Here is a 19,069-nt window from a genome sequence, read left to right on the forward strand (position 1 = left end):
CCCCTATGCGCGGCATCATTCTCGCTGGCGGTTCGGGGACGCGCCTCCATCCGATCACGATGGCGAACAGCAAGCAGCTCGTCCCCGTCTATGACAAGCCGATGATCTATTACCCCTTGTCAACGCTGATCCTTGCCGGTATCCAGGACGTATTGGTGATCAATACGCCGCATGAGCAGGAGTCCTTCCAGCGGCTGCTCGGCGACGGGTCCGCGTTCGGGATCAACATCAGCTACGCGGTGCAGCCCGAGCCGAAGGGACTCGCGCAGGCGTTCACCATCGGCGCGGATTTCGTCGCCGGAGGCCCGTCCTGCCTGGTGCTCGGCGACAACATCTTCTTCGGGCAGGGCCTCGGCACGAACCTGGCCCGTGTCGCGGAGGGTCTCGACGGGGCCCTCATCTTCGCCTATCGCGTCGCGAACCCGACGGCGTACGGCGTCGTCGAGATCGATGCCGAGGGGCGCGCGCTGTCGATCGAGGAGAAGCCCGCCCGGCCTCGATCCCCGTTCGCGGTGCCCGGTCTCTACTTCTACGACGAGCAGGTCGTCGACGTTGCGCGAAGCCTGCAACCGTCGCCGCGCGGGGAGTACGAGATCACCGACGTGAATCGCGCCTACCTGGCGCAGGGGCGACTGCACGTCGATGTGCTTCCGCGAGGCACGGCCTGGCTCGACACGGGGACGTTCGACTCGTTGAACGATGCGAGCAACTTCGTCCGCACGATCCAGGCCAGGCAGGACCTTCTCGTCGGCTGCCCGGAGGAGGTGGCCTGGCGCAGGGGGTTCCTCTCCGACGAGGCGCTCGCCGAGCGAGGCCGGGCGCTCGGCAAGTCGGGCTACGGCGACTACCTGCTGAAGCTCCTGGCGGACGACGACTGGCCGGTGCCGGCGCGGTAGCTCGGCCCGGGCGTCGAGCACCTCGTGTGAGAACGCCGTCTCGCGAGACGCTGTACCCGTCGGTACAGATTGTCCGTAGTTGCCCGACGGGTATATTTCGGTGCTATCTGTATCACAAGCGACTGTGTCGTCTCATGAGCGGTAGTCAGTTCATTCTTCGACAAGGGCAAGCTTGATAGGGCTTGTGCTTTGGCCTAGATTCAAGAGCGCAGTGCGGTAGGTAACACTCCCGAGGGGAGGCCGGTTTTGCCGGTCTGGGAGTGGGGCGCCGCACTCACCTCGATCCGGGGGGTTCGAGGTCTGACCAATCGTTCGGGGGGACGATGGTATCTGTAGTGTCTGATGTCTCGACCGTCCTGAGTTCACGGACGACGAGGGCCGGTGCGTATTCGAACAGTGCCACTGTCCCTCTGCTTGTGGCTGGCGATCTCGCCACCATCGCACTCAGCACCTTTGCGGCGCTGTTGGCGCGCCATGTGATCACCGCTGAGGGATGGGTGGGCGTCGTGCGCCCCATCGATCTGGTGATCGGCGTCCTGTGGCTGCTGTTCCTGACGCTGATGGGCACCTACCGCGTGCGCTACCGCCTTCACGGCATGGAGGAGTACCGACGTGTCGCCACGGCCGGACTTGCCACCGCGGCCGCCATGGGCGTGTTCTCGTACCTGGCCATGCACGATCTGTCCAGGGCGTTCTTCCTGTGCCTGTTCGCGATCGGCATCCCGGCCCTGCTCACGGAGCGGATGCTGGCCCGCCGCATCGGGCACTGGCTGCGCGCGAAGGCCTACCTGTCCGAGGACGTGATCGTCGCCGGTGACCCCGGCAGGATCGACGAGATCGTCGCCGTGCTGCGGCGTGAGCGGACGCTGGGCTTCCGGGTCCTCGGGGCACTCGTCCGGGCCGACAGCACGACCGTGGGCGACGTCAACGGCATCCCGATCCTCGGCACGCTGGACGACGCGAGCAGGGTCGCCGAGCGCGCCGGCGCCGGGGCGGTGATCTTCTGCGAGGGCTCCTTCGAGAGCAGCGCGGACTTCCGCCGCTCCGCGTGGAGGTTCGAGAACTCCCGCGCGCAGATGATGGTCGTTCCGGGCGTCACCGACGTGGCGGCGGGCCGGCTCAACATGCGGCCGATCGCCGGCATGTCCCTCATCCAGGTCGATCAGCCGCAGGCGATGCAGGCCGGCAAGCTGTTCAAGCGGGTCTTCGACATCGTCGCGACGTCCGCCCTGGTCGTCCTGGCGTCGCCGATCATGCTGGCCACCGCGATCGCGATCAAGATCGAGGACGGCGGGAAGGTCATGTACCGGCAGACCCGAGTGGGCCGCAACGGGGAGCTGTTCTGGTGCTACAAGTTCCGCAGCATGGTCCCCGATGCCGACAAGCTCCTCTCGGGCCTGCAGGCGCTCAACGAGGGCAACGGCGTGTTGTTCAAGATGTGCCAGGATCCGCGCGTGACGCGGGTCGGCCGGTTCATCCGCCGCTTCTCGATCGATGAGATCCCGCAGTTCTTCAACGTGCTGCGCGGCGAGATGAGCCTGATCGGTCCGCGGCCGGCCCTCCCGAACGAGGTGGCGAAGTACGAGCCGGACGTTCTGCGTCGGCTGGCGGTCCGCCCGGGGCTGACGGGTCTGTGGCAGGTGTCGGGCCGCTCCGACCTGAGCTGGAACGAGTCGGTCCGCCTCGACCTGTACTACGTCGACAACTGGTCGATGGTGTCCGACGTCGCGATCCTCGCGAAGACGCTTCGTGCGGTCGTCCGGTCCCGTGGTGCCTACTGACGGACAGGACTGATCCGCGCCTCGCACAAATCGACGGCGCTGTGGGACCCGGGCGGGTCTGCAGCGCCGTCGTCCAATTCCGTCGTTCTCCTTCCTGCATGCGTGGCGCCGGACGCCATGATGGGACTGGAGCTCAATCGGAGGAGACCGCCACGTTGCGCGGCATACGAGGCGGGGTGTTCCGCCCGTTGCGAGCTGACCGCCAGGTTGTTCGGGGTATGCGGCGCCGATCCGCTGTCGTATGCCTCACAACCTGGCGGTCGGCTCTTCCCGGCCGGGCACCCGGGGCCGGTATGCCATGCAACCTGGCGGTGAGACGGTCTCGTGTGCCCGCGGGGAGGCGGCCCGGAGCGCGCCGGGTCGCATCGCCTCAGCCCCGCGCGATGGTCCCCGCCCAGGCCGCGACGCCGAGAAGCGCCAGTGACGTGACGACCTCGGCGGCACCGATGACGGCGGGCCGCAGCGGACGGCGACGGGACAGCAGGGGGAGGGCGGCGGCGCGGGCGGTGAGGACGATCCAGAGCGCGAACCAGGCGAACGGCTGCCCGAGGCCGACCCCGACGCCGGCCACGGCCGTCCATGCCGCGTGCCAGCCGACGGAGGCGGCGAGCCAGCCGGTCGATCGCCGTTGCCGGATGAGCGACTTCACGGAGAACACGGTTCCGCCGAGGTAGCCGAAGGTGAGCGCGGTCGCCCACACCGCCGCGGGCGGCGCCGGTGCGGGCGAGAACGGATCGGGCCGGACCGCGACCAGCAGGAGCAGCGAACAGGCCAGTGCTGTGGCGAGCCCGCTCGCCAACCCCCGGCCGGCGCCGCGGCGTGTGTACCACCAGGCGATCGCCGGACCGACGGCGAGCACGACGCACCACACGAGGATCTCCGGCCCGGTGAGGACGACGAGCGCGAGGGCGGCCACCACAGTGACGGCGCCGTACACGGCCGCCGGCCGCAGCGCAGCGCCGCGTCGGGCGGGCGGCATCCGCACCCACCACGAGAGGGCGTTGAAGCAGAAGTAGCCGGACACCGCGCACACCAGCAGCACGGCCTGGAACGGGGCGGCAGGGCCGATCAGGGCGCCCGCCGCGACCGGCACGATCAGCCAGGCCCACGCCCCGTGCTCGTGAGGCACCCACAGCATGCGGTTGGTGCGCCGACGGGATCGGCTCGCTCGAGGATCGGCGGGGCGCACCGGTCCGTCCAGGTCCGGTCGGGGTGTCGTCGTCACGCGGCCATCCTATGAAGTCGCCATCCTGGGAGCAGTACGGTCGCCCGCGCGGGTGGAGGCGTCGGTCAGGACGTGAGCGAGAGCCCGAGCGAGGCCCTCCGCGCCCGCCATGCCGAGGCGACCATGTCGGCCACGTCGTGGCGCATCACCCAGTCGAGGTCTCGGGCGGCCAGATCGCCGCGTGCCACGATCCGGGCGGGATCGCCGGGCCGGCGCGGTGCGATCTCGGGGGTGAAGCCGATCCCGGTCACCTGCGCGACGGCGTCCATGATCTGGCGCACCGACAGGCCCGTTCCGCTGCCGAGGTTGTAGGCGCGCGCCAGCGGTTTCCCGGCGGCCAGTGCCTGGGCGGCCGCCACGTGCGAGATGGCGAGATCCCCGACGTGCACGTAGTCGCGTACGCAGGTCCCGTCGGGCGTGGGGTAGTCGATCCCGTTGATCCGCGGCGTGCGTCCGTCGAGGAGCGCGTCGATGACGATCGGGAACAGATTGTGCGGACTCACGTCCCACACCTCGTCGGTGCCGGAGCCGACGACGTTGAAGTAGCGCAGCGACACCGAGCGGAAACCCTCCGTCGCCCGCTCCTGGTCGGCCAGCAACCACTCGCCGATGAGCTTCGACTCCCCGTAGGGCGACTCGGGGTGCAGGGGGGCGTCCTCGGTGACGATCTCGGTGTCGGGCGTCCCGTAGACGGACGCGCTCGACGAGAACACGACCTTCTGGACGTCGGCCTCCTGCGCGGCCTCCAGCACGCTGACCATGCCGGTGACGTTCTCGCGGTAGGTGTGCAGCGGCCGCTCCACCGAGACGCCTGCGTACTTGAAGCCTGCCACGTGGATGATGCCGTCGACCGCGTGCTCGGTCAGCGCGCGCGTGACGGCCGTCGTGTCGTTCACGTCGGCCTCGATCAGCGGGACGCCGGCGGGCACGAAGCGGGCGAGTCCCGTGACGAGGTTGTCCAGGGCGACGGGCTCCAACCCCGCGTTCTGCAGTGCACGGACGATATGGGCTCCGATGTACCCGGCACCTCCGGTGACCAGCCAACTCACGTTGTTCTCCTCCTCTTGTCGACCTGAGCGTGTCAGGGATTCGCGTCGAGCTCGGCGTTGTATTCGTCCAGGACGTCGTCCATGTCGCCGTCGGCGACGAGGGCGCCGTTGCGCAGATACAGGCCGCGCCTGCAGAAGCGTCTCAGATCGGGTTCGGCATGGGACACGAGAAACAGCGTGCGTCCCTCCTCCAGGAGGTTCTCCATCCGCGCATAGCACTTGTCCCGGAAGGCCCGGTCGCCGACGGCCAGCACCTCGTCGACGAGGATGATGGGCTCGTCCAGCGTGGTGATGACGGCGAAGCCGAGCCGCACCTTCATCCCGGAGGAGAAGTGGCGGTACGGCGTGTCGAGGCCGGCCCGCACCTGGGGGCCCGCGAAGTCGACGATCTCTTCGAACCGCTCGTCGACCCGCTCGCGGCTCAGGCCGTGCAGCCCGGCCGTCAGATAGACGTTCTCGCGGGCGGTGAGGGCGCCGAGGAAGCCGCCGGTCAGCTCGATGAGGGGGGCGACGCCTTGAGCCACATTCACCGATCCCTCGTCGGGGAGCAGGACCCCGGCGATGATCTTCAGGAGTGTCGACTTGCCCCCGCCGTTTCCGCCGACCAGCCCGACCGCCTCGCCCGCCTGGATGTCGAAGGACACGTTGCGCAGCGCCCAGAAGGAGTCCTTCGGCGAGGTCGACTTGCCTTTGAAGACCAGCTCGCGGATCGACATGTTCCGCTTCCGCGAGCGGAGGAACTCGATGCCGATGTCGCGGGCCGTGATGACCGGATCGGGCGTCGTGGAACCGGGATGGTCGCTCATCAGATCTCCTTCAGCACGGTCTTCTCCATGCGCGAGAAGATGAGCCATCCGAGGCCGAGCAGGATCGCCGTCCCGACGACGCCCGACAGCACCGAGTTCCAGTTGACCGGGTTCGGGAAGAGCCCGGCACGGTAGAACTCGAGGATCCCCGTCATCGGATTCGCATAGAAGATGAGCCGCAGCCATTCGGGCACGTGGTTGAGCGTGAAGATGATGGGCGTCAGGTAGAAGAGGATCCGCAGGACGATCCGGATCAGCGGCTGCATGTCGGTGACGATGACGGTGACCGGGGCGAGGATGAGGCCGACGCCGAGGCACAGCGCGGCCTGCAGCAGCAGGCCGATCGGCAGGTACACGACCTCCCAGTCGAGGTGCGCATGGCCCTGGAAGTAGTAGATGACCCAGAAGAGGACCAGCACCGGCATGGAGAGGAGGAACTCGACGCCCTTCGACAGCACCAGGCGCAGCACCCACAGGACCCGCGGCAGATTCGTCGACTTCACCAGAAGGGCCTGCGAGGTGAGCGCCCGGGTCGACTCCGAAACCGCCGCGTTGAACCACTGCCAGGGCAGGATGCCCGAGAGCAGGAACAGGAAGTACGGGCTGTAGCCGGCGTCGGACCTCTTGAAGATCACCACGAACAGCATGTAGTAGATGAGGGCGGAGGCGAGCGGATCGATGACCGTCCACAGGTATCCGAGGAAGCTCGACGAGTAGCGGACCTTGAGGTCGCGGGACACGAGGATCCGCAGGATCTTGATGTGGTCCCCGAGGGACTTGGGCGAACTCATCGGCCGAACTCCAGCCCCGACGGTTCCACAGTGGGCGGCAGATACGTGTCCAGGAGGGCGCGCTGTCGCGGTGACAAGAGCTCGTCGAGCACTGCCAGTTCCTTTCCCCCGACGCGGTACGCGGGCAACCGAAAGATGGCGGCCAGGTTCAGCAGGGCTGTCGATGTCGCCCCGAGAACGACCGCGGACGATGTTATCCGAGGGTCCAACTCGGCCGGCACGGTCCCGGGAAGGACATCCCACTGTGCGTAGCGGGATGCGTCCTCGGCGGGATGCGGTCGCACCGCGAAGGTGTACCCCGCGGCGGTGCAGGCCGCGGCGACCTCGGCGATGTGGCGGCGGTACGCCACGTCGGTGACCGTGCCGAGTTCCACCCACGGCTGGGTGAGGAAGACCGCACGATCGACGGGCGCGGAGCGGGCGGGCCGGCGGAACTCGTCCGCGACCGGCTCGTGGAGGCGCCATCCGGCGGGCGTGTCGGTGTACAGGGCCCAGCGTTCGTCGACGAGGAGTCGTTTGGCCGCGGCGCCGGCGACCGCGCGGGCGGTGGACCACACGGCGCCCCCGCCCTCCCGCCGCCACGCGTCGCGGCGGGACCGCCAGTCGCCGTAGCTGCCCAGCCCCTCGTCGGTGACGACGACGGCGATCCGGCGTGCGGGGTTGGCCGCCCGCAGTCGGAGCCACGGTTTGATGCCGGGAGCGCCGATCGCGAGGTAGACCAGGCGCTCGTCCGGGGACGCCCACACACGTCCCGCTCCGGTCGGGGAGATGCGTGTCAGCCGCGGATCCGATGGAAACAGCCTGTCCAGGTCGCCGGGCGTGACCGGAGCGGCCCCGAGGAAACCGCCCAGGCCCCCGTCGACGACCGTCACCGGGGCGGGGTCCGCGGCGAGCTGCGCGCGCAGCCACGACGCCGCATAGACCACATGCGCCTGGCTGCGGACGCCCGACAGGAAGACCCGCAGCGGCCGGGGACCGGTATGGGACATCAGACGATCGGGGGCCGGCCGAGACGGGTCATCCGCCACGCCGTGCGCCACGACATGGGACGCCGCTCACCGGCGTCGGTCCGCCACCCTTCGACGAAGCCGCGGAACCACACGGCCAGCGGCCCGGGCCTGCGCACCCGGACGACGGTGGCGAGCGTCCACACCCCGAGGTACAGCGGGATCAGGGGCGCGGGCAGGTTGCGGCGCGCCACCCACACGCGGTTGCGTGCGTTCATGCGGTAGAACACCGCGTGCCGGGTCGCCGCGGTGGCGGGATGGTGGACGACGACGGACGGCTCGTAGCGGATCCGCCACCCCGCGTCCAGCAGCCGCATGGCGATGTCGACGCCCTCGTGGCCGTAGAAGAAGTGCCCGGGCCAGCCGCCGACCTCGTCGAAGGCGGTGCGCCGGATCATGCACAGGGCCTCCCAGAAGACCGCCGCCTCGCCGCCTCGCGCGTCGGGCCCCACCCGCAGGCGGGGCACCCAGCGTCGTGGCGTCGGGCGTCCGTACGGATCGGCGCCGCGCGGTTGGACGACCGCGACGGCGGGATCGGCGGCGAGCACCGCGGCCATCCGGGCGAGGACGTCGGACGTCGGCAGGGACGCGTCGTCGTCGTAGAAGAACACGTACTCCCCGCGTGCCTCGCGTGCCCCCACGTTGCGTCCCTCGGGGATGCCGACGTTCTCGGGCAGATGCACCGTGCGCACCCAGGCGGGCAGCCCCTCGGGCTCCCACCCGTTGCCCACGACGACGCAGTCGACGTCGACGCGTGCCTGGTCGCGAAGGGTGGCCAGGGCGGTCGCCAACTCGTCCGGGCGGTTACCCATGGAGAGCACCACGGCGGCGATCGTCGGCGTCATCGTGCTCCCTTCGTCGGACATGAGCGCTTCCGTCACGGTACTACGCCGCGGAGGCGACCGAAGCACGCCACGAGGTCGCCCTCCCGCACCACGAGGGCGTCCACGGCGGAGGGGACCGGAACAGGCAGGCCGCGCGCCGCGAGGGTGAGGACCGGGGTCCGGGTGAGCTTCGCGACGACCTCGGCGGTGACCCATGCCTCCCAGAACTCCTCGGCCGGACCGTGCCAGCGGGCGGCGAGGTGCGGAGGCGGCACGGCGCGTCGCTCCACGTCGACGGCGAACGTGCCGTCGAGGCCGTGGCGCCAGCATGCCTGCGTGCCGTCGGGCAGGTACGAATGGAGGCCCCGGCACGCCGGCACGGGCAGATGCGCCCCCCGGGCACCGGAGGCCGCCGGTGCCGTGAACGTCAGCCGGGCGAGGTCCGCGGCGGCAGCCCAGCCGGCCGGGTCAGATCCCGCCACCGCCGTCGAGGACGATCACCTGGCCGTTGACGTTCGTGTCGGCGAAGAGCAGCATCTCGACGACGGGCACGACGTTCGCCGGTTCGACGAGCCGGCCCGACGGGGTGCGGCGGGTGATGGTGTCCAACTGGTTCGGCCCGAGGACCGAGCTCATCTCGGAGGCGAAGAAGCCCGGGGCGACCGAGTTCACCAGGACCCGGCCGTGCATCTCGCGGGCCAGGGCCCGCGTGGCGGCGTCGAGCCCGCCCTTGGTGGCCGAGTAGGCGACGAGGCCGGCGTAGCCGCGCTGTGCGCAGATCGACGTGACGTTGACCACGCGGCCTCGCCCGCCGCGGCTCATGATGTGCCGCAGCACGGCACGGGTGAGCACGAGCGGTGCGGTGAGGTTCGTCGAGATGATCGCGTCGATGCGCTCGGGAGACGTGTGCACGTGCAGGCTGTCCTGCCCGATCGCGGCGTTGTTCACCAGCGCGTCGATCGGGCCCAGATGCGCGGCGGCGTCCTTGATGAACCGCGTCGCTGCCGCGGCGTCGGTGGCGTCGACCGACCCGACGAACACCCGGTCGGGGTACGTCTCGGCGAGTTCGGTCATCCCGGGGGTGACCGTGCGGGCGAAGGCGGCGACCTTCGCGCCCTTGTCGAGCACGCTGCGGACGATCGTGAGGCCGAGGCCGCGCGACCCTCCGGAGACGAGGACGCAGGTGGCGGGGCCGATGGGTTCTGTATCAGACATCGCTCTTCAGGCTTTCGGAGATGGGGACGGAATCGAGCATGCGGAACCGCCGCGGCACGGCGTACTCCGCGAGACGGGCCGCGCACCACTGCGCGAGGCCGGCCTCGGTGACCGACGGGTCGGACAGGACGACATCGGCGGCGACGACGGTCCCGACGAGCGGGGCCCTGCGGCCCTTGACCGCCGCCCAGGCGACACCGGGGTGCGACAGCAGGACCTCGCGCACCTGTGCGGCGGAGACCTTGGAGCCGCCGACGTTGATCTCGTCCGTCGCCAGCCGACCCGTGATGAGCACACGGTCGTCAACGATCTGGACCCGATCTCCGGTGTGCAGTTCGGCGTCGATCCCCGCCCCTCTGTGGGGCGAGGCGATGAGCAGTTCGTCCCCGTCGACCCGCAGCCGCGGGCGACCGGGGGCGTCCCGGTCGAGCCAGGCGGCGGGGAACCCGGCGCGGCCGTCGTGGACGGCGATCGCCGCGCCGGCCTCCGACGAGGCGTAGATCCACGAGACACGCGCGGCGGGGAATGCCTCGTGGACGAGGTCGAGGACGCCCTGATCGACGGGCTCACCGCCGAGCGTCACCTGCTGGAGGCCGACCTCGCGCAGCGTCTCGCCGCTGCGCAGCAGCGCCTGCCGCCAGAAGGTGGGGGTGCCGGAGGCGGCGGTGACGCCGTGCCTGCGCGCGAGTTCGGGCCACCGCTCGAAGTCCTGCGGGCTCACGAACACGATGTCCTGTCCGGGCAGGTTCAACGACAGGGTGACGACCTGCCACCAGGCGTACGCGCCCGGCGTGTACGGGCACAGCCAGGTGCGCGGCGGCTGCTGGCCGCCCACGGTGGTGAGGGACGCCAGCGTGTGTCCGACCCGCTTCGGGCGCCCGGTGGTGCCCGACGTCAGCAGCCACACGCGATCCGCCTCGGGCGGACGGGGCGTCGGGGACGCGGTGACCTCGATGTCGTCGCCGGCGAGGTGCACGACCGCGAGACCCGCATCGAGCAGGCTGTCGACGAGACCGGGCTCGGCGCGCGACGCCGCCGCGACGAGCGTCTCGCGCGACCCCGTCGCATGCGTCCACACCACGCGCGCGGCGTCGAGGTCGTCGGCGACGAACACGGCGGCCGCCCCCGGCAGGTCGACGAGGGCGAGATCCTGCCATGTCGTCGTCGTGTCGCCGCTGACGATCCGGTTGGCGGCTCCGGCGGGCAGCGTCATGCTGTGAGCAGTTGGTCGATGAAGTCGAGGACGTCGCCGACCGTGCGGATCTCGCGCAGCCCGGGGGCGTCGAAGTTCAGTTCGGCGTCGACCTCGTCCTCGACGCGCAGCGCCAGTTCGGAGAAGTCGAGGGAACGGAAACCGATCTCGTCCAGCGGCGTCGTGTCGCCGGCGGGGAGAGTCTTCCCCTGCTTGGTCAAGACGTCGGCCATCATCCCCCGCACCTCGTCGCGGCTCAGATCGCTCATGGGTTCCTGCCTCTGGAATTAGCTGTGAGTAACTGCTGTGGGTAGCTGTTGTAGTCTAGCGACGATCGTCCGCCCGGCCCGGTAGCGGGGCGGGCGCCAGCACGGGAGGCACGATGCTACGTCCGGCGACGGACTCCGACTCGGCCGATGTCCTGCGGTGGCGGAACCATCCCGACGTGCGGGCGGTGTCCCTCACGCAGCATGTCATCGGCACCGCCGAACACACCGCCTGGTGGGAACGGACCATGGTCGACCCGACACGACGGGTCCTCATCTACGAACGCGCCGGGGCGCCCGCCGGCGTCGTGACGTTCTTCGACATCGACGCCGCCGCGCACACGGCCTGGTGGGGCTACTACCTGGACAACGAGGGCCTCACCGCGGCGGGCGCCCTGTTCCCGGCGTGGATCCAGATCCAGCGGGACGCCGTGAAGTACGCCCGCGACGTCCTCGGCCTGCGCGAACTGCACGCGGAGACACTCGGCTCCAACGACTCGGTGCGCCAGGTCAACTCTCGGCAGGGCTTCGAGGAGGTCGAGACGACCCGGCGCGAGATCGGCGGCCGGACGGTCGACGTCATCCACACCGTCAAGCGATTCGAGGAGGGCGCATGAACGCCGCCAGCATCGAGATCGGGGGCGTCCGTGTGGGCGCGGACGCGCCTCCCTTCATCATCGCCGAGATGAGCGGGAACCACGACGGCTCGTTGGACAAGGCGTTGCAGATCGTCGATGCCGCGGCCGAGGCCGGGGCGCACGCGATCAAGCTGCAGACCTACACGGCCGACACGATCACCATCGACGCCGACACCCCCGACTTCCGCATCTCCAAGGGGCATGCCCTGTGGGGCCAGCGACGCCTGTACGACCTGTACGACGAGGCGCATACGCCGTGGGAGTGGCACGAGCCGATCTTCGCGCGGGCGCGCGAACTGGGCATTCTCGCGTTCTCCAGCCCGTTCGACCCGACCGCGGTGGCGTTCCTCGCCGACCTGGACGTCCCGGCGTACAAGATCGCTTCCAGCGAGATCGTGGACCTGCCGCTGATCCGCACCGCGGCGGCCGTGGGCAGGCCGATCATCATCTCGACGGGGATGGCGTCGATCGCTGAGATCGATGCCGCCGTGACCGCCGCTCGCGGCGTCGGCAACGACCAGATCATCGTGCTCGGTTGCACGGCCGACTACCCGGCCGACCCGGCGTCGGCGAACCTGCGGTCGCTGCCGGTGCTCGCCGATGCGTTCGGGACGCTCGTCGGCCTGTCCGATCACACGATGGGCATCGGCGTGGCCGTCGCCTCGGTCGCCTTCGGCGCCTGCGTCATCGAGAAGCACGTCACGGTGTCGAGGGACGGTGGCGGGGTCGATTCGGCGTTCTCCCTGGAGCCCGACGAACTCGCCGCGCTCGTCGCCGAGACCGATGTCGCCCGGCAGGCGCTCGGCAGCGCGCGGATCGGTGCCAAGCCGTCCGAGCGAGAAGGGCTGCGTTTCCGCCGCTCGTTGTTCGTCACGCGCGATGTCCGCGCGGGCGAACCCGTGTCCGCCGACAATGTGCGGTCGATCCGGCCGGCGGGAGGGCTCGCGCCCGATCTGTTCGCCACGGTCTCGGGACGCCTCTTCCGGGTCGATGCTGCGAAGGGGACGCCACTCACCTGGGACCTGCTCTGACACGGGTTTCGCCCGATCCGACCGCGCCTCGCCGGAGCGCAGGCCGGCGCGCTCGGCCGCCGACCGGGTTCCGTGCCGTCGGCGTCTGGACGTGGCTGGCGGTGGTCGGGACCTGGGGCGTGCTCTTCCCGCGGATGGTGCCGGTGGTGACCCTCGACCGCGGGATCTTCGTGTCCGTGGCCGAACGCCTCCTGGCGGGAGACGTCCTCTACCGGGACGTGTGGGACAACAAGGATCCGCTCTTCTATTACACGATCGCGTTGGGGCGGGCCGTCTCGCCGCTGATGGACATCGTGCTGGAGATGGCGTGGGTCGCGCTCACGGGTGTCGGTGTCGCGCTGATCGCGCGGTTCCTGGGGGCACGCCTGCGGATGTGCGTCGTCGCGGGTTTCGTCATGACGCCGCTGGTGCTCACCGGACCGTTGTACTTCCCGGGAAACTCCCACCTGCCTGCTGTCGCCGTGGCGACGCTTTCCGTGGCGCTCGCGCTGCAGGAGCGCTACCTGCCGGCGGGTGTCCTCGTGGCAGTCACGTTCTTCCTGAAGCTCGTCGTGACCCCCGCCCTGATCCTGCCGCTCGTCGTCATCGTGGCGGTTCGCAGACAGTGGCGCGGACTGGCATGGGGCGCACTGGGCGCTCTGCTCGGGGGCGGCGTGATGGTCGCGGTTCTCGTGGTCCGGCAGGAGTTGGTGCCCTATCTCGGGATGCTGAGCGCCAATGTCGGCTATTCGTCCTCGGTCCTGCTGAACTCCAGCCTGCCGGCTCCGCTCGCGCACTTCGCACGGCTCCGCACCCCCGCGTACGGGATCCTGGCGGCGGCGCTGATCCTCACCGTCGTCCTGGGTGCGGTTCGCTGGCGTCGGGCCCGAGCCGGTGTCACGGGCGTCTTCTCGCTTGTCACCCTGTCGGTGATCGCGGCGGTCGTTGCGGCCACCGCCGTGCTGGCGGTGACCGGCCTGTGGGTCCAGCATCTCTTGATCTACGGCTTTGCCGCCGCACTGGCCGCCGCCCTCCTCGCGGCGCTCGTCGACGAGCGGTTGGGATCGCGGCCGCTCGCGTCCCTGGCGGTGCTGGTCGTCGCGGCGGTGCTGCTCGCCGGAGGACCCCTGGCCGCCATCTACCCGACTCTTCCGCCGGACAAGGCGATCAGGATGCTGACCAGTACCCCCCGGGAGGCGCAGGTGATCCTCCAGACCGGGGAACCGGCGTCGTACGCCCGATTGGGCAGTAACGACGACCGCGGACACGCGGTCGGCCTGGGTGCGTGGCACCTGGCATGCCCACGGTTCCACCAGTACCGGTTCGACTCGCAGTCGAGCCTGGATACAGTGACGCGCTGCCTCCCGAAGGCCGACGTGGTTTACGTCTCCACGTCGTTCGCCCCCAAGACGAGTTCCCTAGGAGGCAGCTCTGTGTGGAACCCATGGGTGGCTCGCACAGAACAGGTACTGCGTGCGGACTTCACCTGCGCGGCGCTGGACGACGGCGCGAGGATTTGCGTCCGCAAGGAGCGTTCGTGATGGCGGCCCGATCGCTCCGGGCGGGGAGAGGCACGCGCGCGACCCGCTCGTCACCGCTGACACGGGCCGTGGGCTGATGCACCAGGCTTCCTGCCGGAATCCATGTCGGTTTGGCCCGCGCCCGCCCGGTTGTGTCTGACGGTGGGGGGAAATACCGCTACTGTCACTTCGACAGCACTCAGATCCGTGGAGGATGAACGTGGCTAGGCCAAAACCGAGAGAAGCAGACAACCAAGTCTATGGGCCCTCCTTCAACCGGATGTGCGGACTGGCCGAGGGCTACTGGCAATCGAACACACTCGCTGCGGGGCAGGCGATCGTGCTGGTCGATCTCCTCTACCAGGACGTTCGTGTAGCGATCCGTGTGCTAACGATGGCTGCGTCGCTCCAACGTGATCGGCATGTGCGGCTCGTGGGTTTGGTGGGTCCCGACAAGCATTGGCGCGACGAAATCTGGGGCTACTACGATGTCGACCGGCTTAAGCAGTTGGCGCAGGCGTACGGGGTGGAGGAGTTCATCGACCTCGGCCGCGTGGTGGAGGATTCCTTGGAGGGTTCCGCTTCTTTCACTCTGGGTGGTGAAGAGGTGTTGATCCCCGGCGAGTCTGGTATATCTCGGCAAACGTTCTCTGAGATCGCAGAGGCGACGCAATTACGTGCTCTGCGTATTCCCAAGATCACCCCAGAGGTGCTAGATAACCAAGAGTATCGGGCACTCCAGAAGCGTTGTGAGCATTTCTCTCGCGTGTGGGACGCGCTGATGCAGCTCGATGTCGTAGCGTTTGTGGCCAGTCATATCGACTATCATCAGTGGGGCTTCGGCGTTGAGGCGGCAATGCGGCACGGTGTCGAGATCTACCATCTGCAATCGACGGGATCGTTCAAGGCGTACGCATTGTTCCCTGAGATGTTGCACGACGGATACAGCGCCCGGATGGTGTGGACGGAACAAATTGCAGACTTTTTCGAGGAGCACGTGTGGCCCGCGAGGGAGATCCTCGCGCGCTCGGCTGAACTCACCGCGTATCGGTCCAAGACGAATCAGGGGCGACCGTCATGGTGGCGTGGCGGCGGCAGCGTGTCGCACCTGGATTTCAGCACTCCTGAGGAGCGCGATTCGATCCGTTCGCTCGGGATGGCGCAGCTAGGTCTCGATTCTCGGAAGCCCGTGGTCGCAGTGTTCAATCACGCCGTTTCGGATGCGGTTCACTCCAACTACGAGGTTTTCGACAACCTTGCCGACTGGTTCGATGCGACGCTACGATTCGCCGCTGGGCACCCAGAGGTGAATTGGTTGCTTGTGGATCATCCCGCGCAGGCCCACTATGATGGTACGGAATGGTTCGAACGTCTTGCAGAAGAGTACGACGATGTCGACCATATGGCTTTCATCTCCAGCATGGATGTGTCGAAGAATGTCATGTGGAGCCTTGTCGACACCGCCGTCACGGTGCGCGGCAGCGTCTCGAACGAGTTTCCCGCCTATGGTGTGCCAGCGATTCAGGCCGGGTGGTCGGAGTGGAGTCATTGCGGGTTCTCGCAACGCGCGGACACCCAGGACGAGTATTGGCAGCTTCTCAATGACAACATCGCGGCACTGCTGCGAGGAGAGACCCTCATCTCCGAGGAGCAGGTGATGCGGGCACGTCTGTGGTTGTGGTTCTATCGGGCGGGTGCGGACGTGGCATCGCCGATCGTGCCGCACTGGGAGATGCTGCAAGGCGTGGAGTTGCACCAGAACATGTCTGTTGCGTTCGGGCATGTGGAGGCCGACGCGGACGCCGCACTGGTCGCGGTGCGTCGCCTTCTTCAGCGCCGCGACCCGCTGCTGACCAGGGTCGATTTTCACGTGGACGTCCCGGCCCTAGCGGACTCGTTGGGCGTTGTCGATCATTCTGTGGGCGCACCAGGATGTGGCGTGACGACCGTTTTTGACAATCCGGCGGAGCCGCTGGAACTTCCGGGAAGAGTCGAGTCGGGGCAGGACCCTTCGCTCGTTGTCGTCGACGGCTTCGCGCGCGGACAGGCTGTCGTCGGCCGTGCGGTTCGAGGTCGCATCCTTCTCGGTATCAAGACGGGCGGCACACAGCGGGACCTGATCGTTACCGCCGAACTCATGATTGACGTCCAGACCCACCGATGGTACGCCGAGCGCCACCCTGATGCCGAGATGTTGGATTCCCGAGGGCCCCGGTGCATTCGTGTGAGATGCCACGATGCGATTGTGGCCGGGGTTGTGCTGGTCGGCGAGCGGACCAGACAGACAATCACCTTCCGAGTGCCGGCGGCAGCGGTCGATGACGGAAGTCTGCTGCTCATCGAGTTCAGCGACGCGGCCGAGGGAGAACCCGGCGCGACGACTGACCCTCTCTGCGGTGTCTGCATCACAGCCATCGACTTCGCCGAATCCCGAGAGGCATCCGAGGAGCGCGTGGGTGCCATCACGTATGACGATCGCGTGCTCGTCCCGGGAACACCGCTCATGGGGGTCGCCCCAGGCGGCTCTACGCTGCGGTTCCGAGTCGTGGACAGCCCGCGTGTCACGGGGACGGCCACGGGAGTACGCGGGAATCTGGCTCGCGCGAAGCGAAAGGTCGAGTTGCATGGACGCCGCGCCCTGCGCCGTGCACTGCCCCTACCTCGGCTGAGCGCCGACAGCGTCTCAGCAACAGCCTGGGCGTCAGGCGGGGAAGCCCACCGTGTCGCGGCCCGGTTCCCGACGCCGGAGACCTGCGAGGTGAAACTTCCCTCGGGGGAAGGGGACGCGCCCGTGACGTACTTCCGCCTTTCGGTGCGCTCCGAGGCTTTGAGCCGCGCAGGGTACAGCCGGCATGTCCGCTGGGAGCGGGTGAGGTTGTGACGAGCGACCGTGGGTCCGTCTAGGCTCGGATAGCTGTCGTAGGCCGATTCCAGAGCGTCGGCGACCATGAAACGAGGGATAGAGGATGGTTTCGGAGCTGACCCCCGAAGCGCGAGGAGTACACATCATCGGCGGTGACATGTTCGCTTGGTCCGATTTCGTGGCACCCCCGGCAGAAGACCTTGGGGATGACGACGACGATGATGACGATGACGATGAGGCCGACGACGACGATGACGATGAGCCCGAGGACGTCCCGATCGTCCCGGACCCCTCCGCGCTCTGGGCCAGCGTGCTCGGCGCGTCGCTCGCCGCAGCGAAGGGGAGGGTCCTGCTGATCGGCCCCGAGGCCGCTCGGTGCCTGCCGCTGGTGTCGACGCGGGCCAACGTCGACGTGCTGGTCCGCTCGCGCCTCGACTCGGCGATGCTGGTCGGCATCCACCCCCGGGCCAAGATCTGGTGCGGATCGGTCGCCCGCTTCGAGCCGGAGCATGACTACGACCTGGTCGTGGGCCTGGACACGTTCGACGTGTTCTACTCCACCGACGAGGGCATGCGCCCCGAGCGCGAGACCGTCGACAGGGTGCGTGGCTGGGCCGGGGCCAAGGGGCGTCTCGTGCTGCGGATGACGAACCTGCTGGGCCTCGACCGGCTGCTCCAGGTGTCCCGGCCGGGCCAGTCGGTCTGGGACCACGCGGAGAGCGGCCTTGCCTACGAGGCCGCTGTCGCCCTCGATCCGGGCGCTGAGGTCGCTTTCGTCGCGGGCACTCCCTCCAGGCTGTTCATCACCGGCTCGGCGGCCACCGACCCGGACCTCGCAGGGCTGCTGACGCTCGCTGCGGCGTCCGTGTTCGCCGACGAGCAGGCAGACGCCCTGTCCCTCCAGGATCCCTGGGGTGTCGTCCCCGACGTGGTGCACAGCGGAGACCTGCTCCGGCTGGCCCCCGGCTGGCTGCTGACACGCGGCGTGCGCCTCCCGCGCCTCGCCTACGCGCCCGACGACCGTCTCGCCGGCACCTGGCAGCGTTCGTGGCGGCTCCAGGCGGACGAGGTCGGTGAGATCACCGGCGCCTCGGACACCAGGTCGATGGTCGGGCCGCTCATCCGCGAGGGCACGGCCGTCCTGGGCGGGTTGCGGGCCAGCGAGTCGCTGGAGGCCGTGTGGCGCCGCGCCGCAGCCACCGGGGAGTTCGAGAGACTCCGCGACGAGGTGGTCGTCTGGTCCGCCTGGCTGGCCACGCTTCCCGTGGAGCAGGCCTTCTTCGCCGCGCCCAGCAACTGCGTGCGCGACGAGGAGGGCGCGTTGTCCCTGCTGGACAGCACGTGGCGCTGGCAGTCCGGGCACCTGGACCTCGCCAAGGCGGTGTGCCTGCGCGAGTTCGCCGACAGGATCCTGACGTCCGGGGCCACGCACCCGTGGCCCGCGTCGATCAGCCTCGACGCGGCATGGGAGAGCCTGACCCTCATGGCCGGCGTCGAACTCACCGACGACCTGCTGCGTGCGGTCGTGCAGCTCGGCGTCCGCATCGAGACGCTGCAGCTCGGCGTCGAGGTCGACGTCGCCGATGAGCTCGAGCGGCGCCTGGACGCGGGGCGTGCGGCGAGGCTGAGCCTCTCCAGTTCGTGGAGCAGGCTGGAGAGCCAGGCGGTGATCCACAAGCTCAACGCGCGACTGGTGCGCGACGAGGAGCAGCTTCGCTGGTGCAACACGCACATCAAGTGGCAGGACAAACAGCTCAACTCCGAGCGGCGTCATCTGGCGAGCATCCAGCGCTCCGTCCCGTACAAGATCGCCCGTGCGATGACCTGGCCCGGCCGCGCCGTCATCGCGGCAGGAAAGGGCGTCGTCGTACGCGCCCTGCCGCCGGGCGCATGGGACCGGATCGTCCGGTTCGCCAAGGCCAGGCTGAGGGGCTGACCCTCTCTGACGCGCCACGGCCCCCACGTCGATGTGGGGGCCGTCGCACG

The 19,069-nt window shown here is 68.9% G+C and carries 17 protein-coding genes; 7 read left to right on the forward strand and 10 right to left on the reverse strand.

Annotation, left to right across the window (positions count from 1 at the left end; all coding sequences use genetic code 11):
* Positions 1-5 precede the first annotated feature (5 nt).
* Both rfbA and G555_RS0113060 read left to right on the forward strand, forming a co-directional pair.
* Positions 6-896: a glucose-1-phosphate thymidylyltransferase RfbA gene (gene rfbA / locus G555_RS0113055; protein ID WP_028709199.1), complete on the forward strand. Its 891-nt coding sequence runs from the start codon at positions 6-8 to the stop codon at positions 894-896.
* 416 nt (positions 897-1,312) lie between these two features.
* Entirely contained in the window at positions 1,313-2,677 is a 1,365-nt protein-coding gene (locus G555_RS0113060) for a sugar transferase (RefSeq protein ID WP_051209072.1), read from the forward strand.
* 370 nt (positions 2,678-3,047) lie between these two features.
* Here the strand turns inward: G555_RS0113060 and G555_RS0113065 are convergent, their stop codons facing one another.
* The 10 genes from G555_RS0113065 to G555_RS0113110 all read right to left on the reverse strand — a co-directional run bounded on the left by G555_RS0113065 (position 3,048) and on the right by G555_RS0113110 (position 11,055).
* Entirely contained in the window at positions 3,048-3,902 is an 855-nt protein-coding gene (locus tag G555_RS0113065; RefSeq protein WP_156887557.1) for a YwiC-like family protein, read from the reverse strand.
* A 65-nt stretch (positions 3,903-3,967) separates the two neighbouring features.
* Positions 3,968-4,951, reverse strand: coding sequence for a UDP-glucose 4-epimerase GalE (gene galE / locus G555_RS0113070; RefSeq protein WP_028709202.1), 984 nt, complete (start codon positions 4,949-4,951; stop codon positions 3,968-3,970).
* A gap of 32 nt (positions 4,952-4,983) precedes the next feature.
* Positions 4,984-5,757, reverse strand: coding sequence for an ABC transporter ATP-binding protein (locus G555_RS0113075; RefSeq protein ID WP_028709203.1), 774 nt, complete (start codon positions 5,755-5,757; stop codon positions 4,984-4,986).
* Complete coding sequence (locus tag G555_RS22370; protein ID WP_028709204.1) at positions 5,757-6,548, reverse strand: ABC transporter permease; 792 nt, start codon at positions 6,546-6,548, stop codon at positions 5,757-5,759. The genes G555_RS0113075 and G555_RS22370 overlap by 1 nt, the downstream gene beginning before the upstream one ends.
* Positions 6,545-7,537, reverse strand: coding sequence for a polysialyltransferase family glycosyltransferase (locus G555_RS22375; RefSeq protein ID WP_156887558.1), 993 nt, complete (start codon positions 7,535-7,537; stop codon positions 6,545-6,547). The genes G555_RS22370 and G555_RS22375 overlap by 4 nt, the downstream gene beginning before the upstream one ends.
* Positions 7,537-8,421, reverse strand: coding sequence for a glycosyltransferase family 2 protein (locus G555_RS0113090; RefSeq protein WP_028709206.1), 885 nt, complete (start codon positions 8,419-8,421; stop codon positions 7,537-7,539). Before G555_RS0113090 ends, G555_RS22375 begins: the two co-directional genes overlap by 1 nt.
* Positions 8,422-8,432: 11 nt before the next feature.
* Positions 8,433-8,861 (reverse strand): hypothetical protein, encoded by a 429-nt coding sequence (locus G555_RS0113095; protein WP_028709207.1) that lies wholly within the window; start codon positions 8,859-8,861, stop codon positions 8,433-8,435.
* On the reverse strand, positions 8,848-9,594 hold the full coding sequence (locus G555_RS0113100; RefSeq protein WP_028709208.1) for an SDR family NAD(P)-dependent oxidoreductase: 747 nt from the start codon (positions 9,592-9,594) through the stop codon (positions 8,848-8,850). The genes G555_RS0113095 and G555_RS0113100 overlap by 14 nt, the downstream gene beginning before the upstream one ends.
* Positions 9,587-10,807, reverse strand: coding sequence for a class I adenylate-forming enzyme family protein (locus G555_RS0113105; protein WP_028709209.1), 1,221 nt, complete (start codon positions 10,805-10,807; stop codon positions 9,587-9,589). The genes G555_RS0113100 and G555_RS0113105 overlap by 8 nt, the downstream gene beginning before the upstream one ends.
* Positions 10,804-11,055, reverse strand: coding sequence for a phosphopantetheine-binding protein (locus tag G555_RS0113110; RefSeq protein WP_028709210.1), 252 nt, complete (start codon positions 11,053-11,055; stop codon positions 10,804-10,806). The genes G555_RS0113105 and G555_RS0113110 overlap by 4 nt, the downstream gene beginning before the upstream one ends.
* A 113-nt stretch (positions 11,056-11,168) precedes the next feature.
* Here G555_RS0113110 and G555_RS19980 point away from each other — a divergent pair, with 113 nt between their 5' ends.
* From G555_RS19980 to G555_RS0113135, 5 genes are all read left to right on the forward strand, one after another.
* Positions 11,169-11,669 carry a GNAT family N-acetyltransferase gene (locus tag G555_RS19980; RefSeq protein ID WP_036922568.1) on the forward strand — a complete coding sequence of 167 codons (501 nt, stop codon included), beginning with the start codon at positions 11,169-11,171 and terminating at the stop codon, positions 11,667-11,669.
* On the forward strand, positions 11,666-12,721 hold the full coding sequence (pseI, locus tag G555_RS0113120) for a pseudaminic acid synthase (RefSeq protein ID WP_036922571.1): 1,056 nt from the start codon (positions 11,666-11,668) through the stop codon (positions 12,719-12,721). Before G555_RS19980 ends, pseI begins: the two co-directional genes overlap by 4 nt.
* A gap of 146 nt (positions 12,722-12,867) precedes the next feature.
* The gene (locus G555_RS0113125; protein WP_169337920.1) at positions 12,868-14,241 is read left to right on the forward strand and encodes a glycosyltransferase 87 family protein; all 1,374 of its coding nucleotides are present in this window, start codon (positions 12,868-12,870) and stop codon (positions 14,239-14,241) included.
* Between the two features lie 259 nt (positions 14,242-14,500).
* Positions 14,501-17,101, forward strand: coding sequence for a hypothetical protein (locus G555_RS21390; RefSeq protein WP_051209075.1), 2,601 nt, complete (start codon positions 14,501-14,503; stop codon positions 17,099-17,101).
* Between the two features lie 139 nt (positions 17,102-17,240).
* On the forward strand, positions 17,241-19,019 hold the full coding sequence (locus tag G555_RS0113135; protein WP_028709213.1) for a hypothetical protein: 1,779 nt from the start codon (positions 17,241-17,243) through the stop codon (positions 19,017-19,019).
* Positions 19,020-19,069: the final 50 nt, after the last annotated feature.

Source organism: Propionicicella superfundia DSM 22317 (genome assembly GCF_000423465.1).
Taxonomy (GTDB): Bacteria; Actinomycetota; Actinomycetes; order Propionibacteriales; family Propionibacteriaceae; genus Propionicicella; species Propionicicella superfundia.

Excerpts from the sequence above, each read along its gene's own strand:
- G555_RS0113135 (WP_028709213.1), top strand. The coding sequence starts at position 17,241 with ATGTTCGCTTGGTCCGATTTCGTGGCACCCCCGGCAGAAGACCTTGGG.
- G555_RS0113110 (WP_028709210.1), bottom strand. The coding sequence starts at position 11,055 with ATGAGCGATCTGAGCCGCGACGAGGTGCGGGGGATGATGGCCGACGTC.
- G555_RS0113105 (WP_028709209.1), bottom strand. The coding sequence starts at position 10,807 with ATGACGCTGCCCGCCGGAGCCGCCAACCGGATCGTCAGCGGCGACACG.
- G555_RS0113075 (WP_028709203.1), bottom strand. The coding sequence starts at position 5,757 with ATGAGCGACCATCCCGGTTCCACGACGCCCGATCCGGTCATCACGGCC.
- G555_RS0113100 (WP_028709208.1), bottom strand. The coding sequence starts at position 9,594 with ATGTCTGATACAGAACCCATCGGCCCCGCCACCTGCGTCCTCGTCTCC.
- G555_RS22375 (WP_156887558.1), bottom strand. The coding sequence starts at position 7,537 with ATGTCCCATACCGGTCCCCGGCCGCTGCGGGTCTTCCTGTCGGGCGTC.
- G555_RS0113090 (WP_028709206.1), bottom strand. The coding sequence starts at position 8,421 with ATGTCCGACGAAGGGAGCACGATGACGCCGACGATCGCCGCCGTGGTG.
- pseI (WP_036922571.1), top strand. The coding sequence starts at position 11,666 with ATGAACGCCGCCAGCATCGAGATCGGGGGCGTCCGTGTGGGCGCGGAC.
- G555_RS22370 (WP_028709204.1), bottom strand. The coding sequence starts at position 6,548 with ATGAGTTCGCCCAAGTCCCTCGGGGACCACATCAAGATCCTGCGGATC.
- rfbA (WP_028709199.1), top strand. The coding sequence starts at position 6 with ATGCGCGGCATCATTCTCGCTGGCGGTTCGGGGACGCGCCTCCATCCG.
- G555_RS21390 (WP_051209075.1), top strand. The coding sequence starts at position 14,501 with ATGTGCGGACTGGCCGAGGGCTACTGGCAATCGAACACACTCGCTGCG.
- G555_RS19980 (WP_036922568.1), top strand. The coding sequence starts at position 11,169 with ATGCTACGTCCGGCGACGGACTCCGACTCGGCCGATGTCCTGCGGTGG.